Here is a 4,883-nt window from a genome sequence, read left to right as displayed (position 1 = left end):
CCGACGCACGCCACCGCGCCGACGCCAAGAGCGCACTCATCACACTCGTCGAACACGCACTCATGGCCCGTCTCAAGTAGATTGGTCAAGTAGACAGCGCAATACGGCAGTTGTCGTAGTTGACGCTGAGGCGGGCTGTGTCTTTTGACACGGCCCGCCTCAGTGTTCATAACATTTCGACAGAGAATTCCGGCACAGTGGACACCCGGCGCACACGGGCGGTACCACTGTGCTCACATGAGCCTCGCCATTTGACGGGGCTCGTTCTTTTATGCCCGTTTTGTGCAGGGCATGAGCCACCGGAATCGATGATTCCGAGTGTTTGGAATGGGGCCGGTCGGCGTGCTGGAATTCGTCGAACTGCCGAGTAGCACGGCTCTGAACGAAACACGGCACAGCGTAGGTGCCGACGCCGAGAGGTTGTTGGTCGAGTGAGGCGAAGCAATACGAGCTCCGCAGAGCAGCAGGCGCGGGGCAACTTCACCCCGCCGTCGCGCACAGCGGCGTCGCCTGCGGATGCGTCGGGAGCTTCCGGCACTTCCCCGGCCGTCGGCCGATCCAGCGGTACCGGCAGCAGTTCCGGCCGGCTGTCCCCGCGCAACTGGCGGGTGCCCACCCGGCTGAACGCGATCCTCCTGATACCCGTGCTCGTCGGTCTGATGATGGGCGGGTTCCAGGTCAAGCAGTCGATCGACACCTGGAGCGAGGCCCAGGACGCGGAGAAGACGGCGCTGATCGTGCGCGCCGCCTCCGAGTACGGCCAGGCGCTCCTCAACGAGCGTGACCTGACCGCACAGCCGCTGCTGCTGGCCACCAGCCAGGACGCCCGTCAGGTCACCGTCGTCACCGAGGCGTACGACACCACCGACGCGGCCAAGGTCAAGTTCGACGAGGCCGTCGCGGACATGCCCGACGGGCAGGGCCTCGACCGCCGTCTCCAGCTGTTCCGGCAGGAGGAGCCGAAGCTCGCCGATCTGCGCAAGGCGGCCTACACCAAGGCGCTCGACCCGGTGCAGACCGAAGAGGGCTACGTCAAGATCCAGCACGTGCTGATGGAGTTCTCCAACGAGCTCGGCCTCGGCACCGGCAACGTCACCAGCTACGGCCGCACCGTCTACGCGGTCCAGCTCGCCAAGGCCGCCGCGTCACTGCAGCGTTCGATCGGTATGCACCTCCTGGTGCGGCCGAGCAAGGACGAGGGTGTGTTCGACCGCCAGACGGTCGCCTTCAACTCGTACAACTACCTCGAGCAGATCGCGATCGGTGAGTACGTCTCCGGCGGCACGGAGGCCGACACCGCGCGGCTCAAAGAGATCATGACCGGCAAGGCCACCGAGGGCGGCAAGCGCCTGGCAGCCGCAGGTCTGAACCCGCCCAAGGGCCCCGACGGCTCCGTCTTCACCGGCATGGCCACCGCGATCGGCTCGGGCGTCTCCCCGACCGAGCTGAAGCAGCAGGACGTCACGCCCCAGACGTGGATGGGTGCCGCCACCGCCAAGTTCGACGGCTACACCGAGATCGAGAACGATCTCGTCGACCGGGCCGTGAACGAAGCCGCCGCGATCTCCGACGACGCCCGCAACGACGCCGTCACCACCGGCGCCATCGTCGTCATCGCCCTGCTCGCCGCCTTCATCCTGGCCGGCCTCATGGCCCGCCAGATGAGCCGCTCGATGCGCCAGCTGCGCACCGCCGCCCTCGGCATCGCCGAGCAGCGCCTGCCGATGCTCGTCGACCAGCTCTCCCGTACGGAGCCGGGCCGCGTGGACACCCGCGTCCAGCCCATCCCGATCAACACCCAGGACGAGATCGGCGAAGTCGCCCGCGCCTTCGACCAGGTCCACCGCGAGGCCGTCCGGCTCGCCGCCGAACAGGCCATGCTGCGGGGCAACGTCAACGCGATCTTCACGAACCTCTCACGCCGCAACCAGTCGCTGATCGAGGGCCAGCTGACCCTGATCACCGACCTGGAGAACAACGAGGCCGACCCGGACCAGCTGGAGAACCTCTTCCGTCTGGACCACCTGGCGACCCGTATGCGCCGCAACGGCGAGAACCTCCTCGTCCTCGCCGGCGAGGAGCCCGGCCGCCGCTGGAACCAGCCGGTGCCTCTGGTCGACGTGCTGCGCGCCGCCTCCTCCGAGGTGGAGTCCTACGAGCGCATCGAGCTCAGCGGCGTCCCGGAGACGGACATCCACGGCCAGGCCGTGACCGACCTCGTGCACCTGCTCGCAGAGCTGCTGGAGAACGCGACCACGTTCTCCTCGCCGCAGACCAAGGTCCGCGTCACCGCGACCCGGCTGCCCGACGGCCGTGTGATGGTCGAGATCCACGACAAGGGCATCGGCCTCACCGCCGAGGACTTCGCGGACATCAACCACAAGCTGGCCAACCCGCCGACCGTGGACGCCGCCGTCTCGCAGCGCATGGGCCTGTTCGTGGTCGGCCGCCTCGCCGACCGGCACGGCATCCGCGTCCAGCTGCGCCCCTCCGGCGAGCAGGCCGGCACCACCTCGCTGGTCATGCTCCCCGACGCCATCACCCACGGTGGCGGTGGCGAGGCGCTGCCCGAGGACGACTTCACGGTCTCGCAGATGATCCCGGAGCAGCAGTCCTTCGAGGCCGCTCCGATGCGGACCGCGGCCGAGCTCGGCTTCGACGACTCCCGCTACGAGCAGCCCTCCGAGGGCAACGCTTCGCAGCTCGACCCCGTAGGCCGCTCCCTGATGCGCGAGGAGCGCCGCGCGGCCCTCGAGGCCCAGGCCCACGGCGGCGAGCGGCCGCTGTACCGCGACGAGGCGTCGTACGAGCAGGAGCAGGAGTCGCAGCAGCAGTACGGCTCCGAGTACGGCCAGGAGTACGCCCAGGGCTACGCGCAGAACCAGCAGCCGGCGTACGAGCAGAACCAGCAGGGCGGGTACGACCAGAACCAGCAGGGCGGGTACGACGAGTACCAGAGCGGCTACCAGGAGACGTACCAGCCTGCGGCCGGCGGCTACCCGGAGCACACGGAGCAGCAGGACGCGCTCCAGGGCGCATATGCGGAAGCCACATACCAGGAGCCGCAGTCTCCCGAGCAGCAGTACGACGGCCAGTACGACACCCAGTCCCACCAGGCGGAGTGGGCCGACCAGGGCAACTACCAGGACGCGTACGAGCCGGAGTACCGGACGGAATCGGAATCTTCGCCGGGCGCTCCCGCGAATGCCCAAGAACGCGTAGGCTTCGACCGTCCGGGACCGTCTCCGAGCAGCAGCCACGAGCTGACGGATGCGGGCCTTCCCCGGCGCGGCAGCAGCCAGAAGCCGCCGGCACAGCAGTCCGAGCCGCAGTGGCAGCAGCGGTCCGCCGAGCAGGCCCCGTCCGCGGGGCAGAGCGGGCAGGCCGCGGAAGCCGGCAGCACGGCCGGCTTCGGCGGTGGCGGCTCCGACACCGACTCCTGGCGTTCGAAGAACGACGAGCGCTGGCAGCGGGCGGAGAAGCTGCGCGACCCGAAGGCGGGCGGGGTCACCTCGTCCGGTCTCCCCCGGCGGGTGCCCAAGGCCAACCTGATCGAGGGCACGGCCGAGCAGACCCCGCAGGGCGGCCCACAGGTCTCCCGCGCCCCTGAGGACGTGCGCGGCAGGTTGAGCAACCTGCGGCGCGGTGTCCAGCAGGGACGCAGCGCGGGAACGGACACGAACGGACCGGGCCACGGCCCGGGCAGTACCTACAACCAGGAGCGTTAGTGTGAGCCCGATGAGCCAGGCGGCGCAGAATCTGAACTGGTTGATCACCAACTTCGTGGACAACACCCCTGGGGTGTCCCACACGGTGGTGGTCTCCGCCGACGGACTCCTGCTGGCGATGTCCGAAGGTTTCCCGCGCGACCGCGCCGATCAGCTGGCGGCCGTGGCCTCCGGTCTGACCTCGCTGACCGCGGGTGCATCCCGGATCTTCGAAGGCGGCGCCGTCAATCAGACGGTTGTGGAGATGGAACGCGGCTTCCTCTTCATCATGTCCATCTCCGACGGCTCCTCGCTGGCCGTCCTCGCCCACCCGGAGGCCGACATCGGCCTCGTGGGCTACGAGATGGCACTCCTGGTCGACCGTGCGGGCAGCGTCCTCACCCCTGACCTGCGTGCGGAGCTCCAGGGAAGCCTGCTCAACTGAGCGCTCGGCTTCTTGATCAGTAGACAGACAGTGCGTTTCTCGCCACCGCACCGTTAAGGTGCGGTGGCGCGGGCTCCACAGGGACAGGGACCGGCGTCAGGCAGTCGGAGGAGGAATTGTGGCAACACCCCCAGGCGGACGCCCTTACGAGGGCGGCCATCAGCCCCACGGTGAGCACACAGACAACCGCTTCAACTATCCTTCGACGCCGGGCAGGCACGGCGCGCAGCAGCCCTATCAGCAGCCGCAGTCGCCCTACGCGCAGTCCTACGACTCTCCGTACGGTCAGCCGCAACCGCACAGGACCGAGCCGGTGGCGCCGCGGCGGGCACAGGGGCCCGCGAACGCGTCGACAGCCGGGCCCGCCAGGCACAATCCGCTGGTCCGTCCGTACGCCATGACCGGCGGACGGACGCGGCCGCGTTACCAGCTCGCCATCGAGGCGCTGGTCAGCACCACGGCCGATCCGAGCCGGTTGCAGGGGCAGTTGCCCGAGCACCAGCGGATCTGCCGGCTGTGCTTCGAGATCAAGTCGGTCGCCGAGATCTCGGCGCTCCTCTCCATCCCCCTCGGCGTTGCCCGGATCCTCGTCGCCGACCTGGCGGAGGCCGGACTTGTCGCCATCCACCAGCCCGGCGGCGACGAGTCCGCCGGCGGCCAGCCAGATGTGACACTGCTCGAAAGGGTGCTCAGTGGACTTCGCAAGCTCTAGCGGCGGTGCTGCCCGCTCA

At 68.8% G+C, this 4,883-nt stretch carries 3 protein-coding genes and 1 pseudogene; all 4 read left to right on the top strand.

Going from position 1 to position 4,883, the window contains the following annotated elements:
• Window positions 1–80, top strand: a pseudogene (locus IE198_RS34660) (ATP-binding protein); the annotation flags it as partial.
• A gap of 351 nt (window positions 81–431) precedes the next feature.
• Window positions 432–3,728 carry a sensor histidine kinase gene (locus tag IE198_RS34655; protein ID WP_189894048.1) on the top strand — a complete coding sequence of 1,099 codons (3,297 nt, stop codon included), beginning with the start codon at window positions 432–434 and terminating at the stop codon, window positions 3,726–3,728.
• 10 nt (window positions 3,729–3,738) lie between these two features.
• Window positions 3,739–4,152, top strand: a complete 414-nt coding sequence (locus IE198_RS34650) for a roadblock/LC7 domain-containing protein (protein ID WP_005311461.1) — start codon at window positions 3,739–3,741, stop codon at window positions 4,150–4,152.
• Window positions 4,153–4,270: 118 nt separating this feature from the next.
• Window positions 4,271–4,864: a DUF742 domain-containing protein gene (locus IE198_RS34645; protein WP_189894046.1), complete on the top strand. Its 594-nt coding sequence runs from the start codon at window positions 4,271–4,273 to the stop codon at window positions 4,862–4,864.
• The last annotated feature ends 19 nt before the right edge of the window (window positions 4,865–4,883 follow it).

Source organism: Streptomyces xantholiticus (assembly GCF_014651015.1).
Lineage (GTDB): Bacteria > Actinomycetota > Actinomycetes > Streptomycetales > Streptomycetaceae > Streptomyces > Streptomyces xantholiticus.
This window is presented reverse-complemented; position numbering and strand designations above follow the sequence as displayed.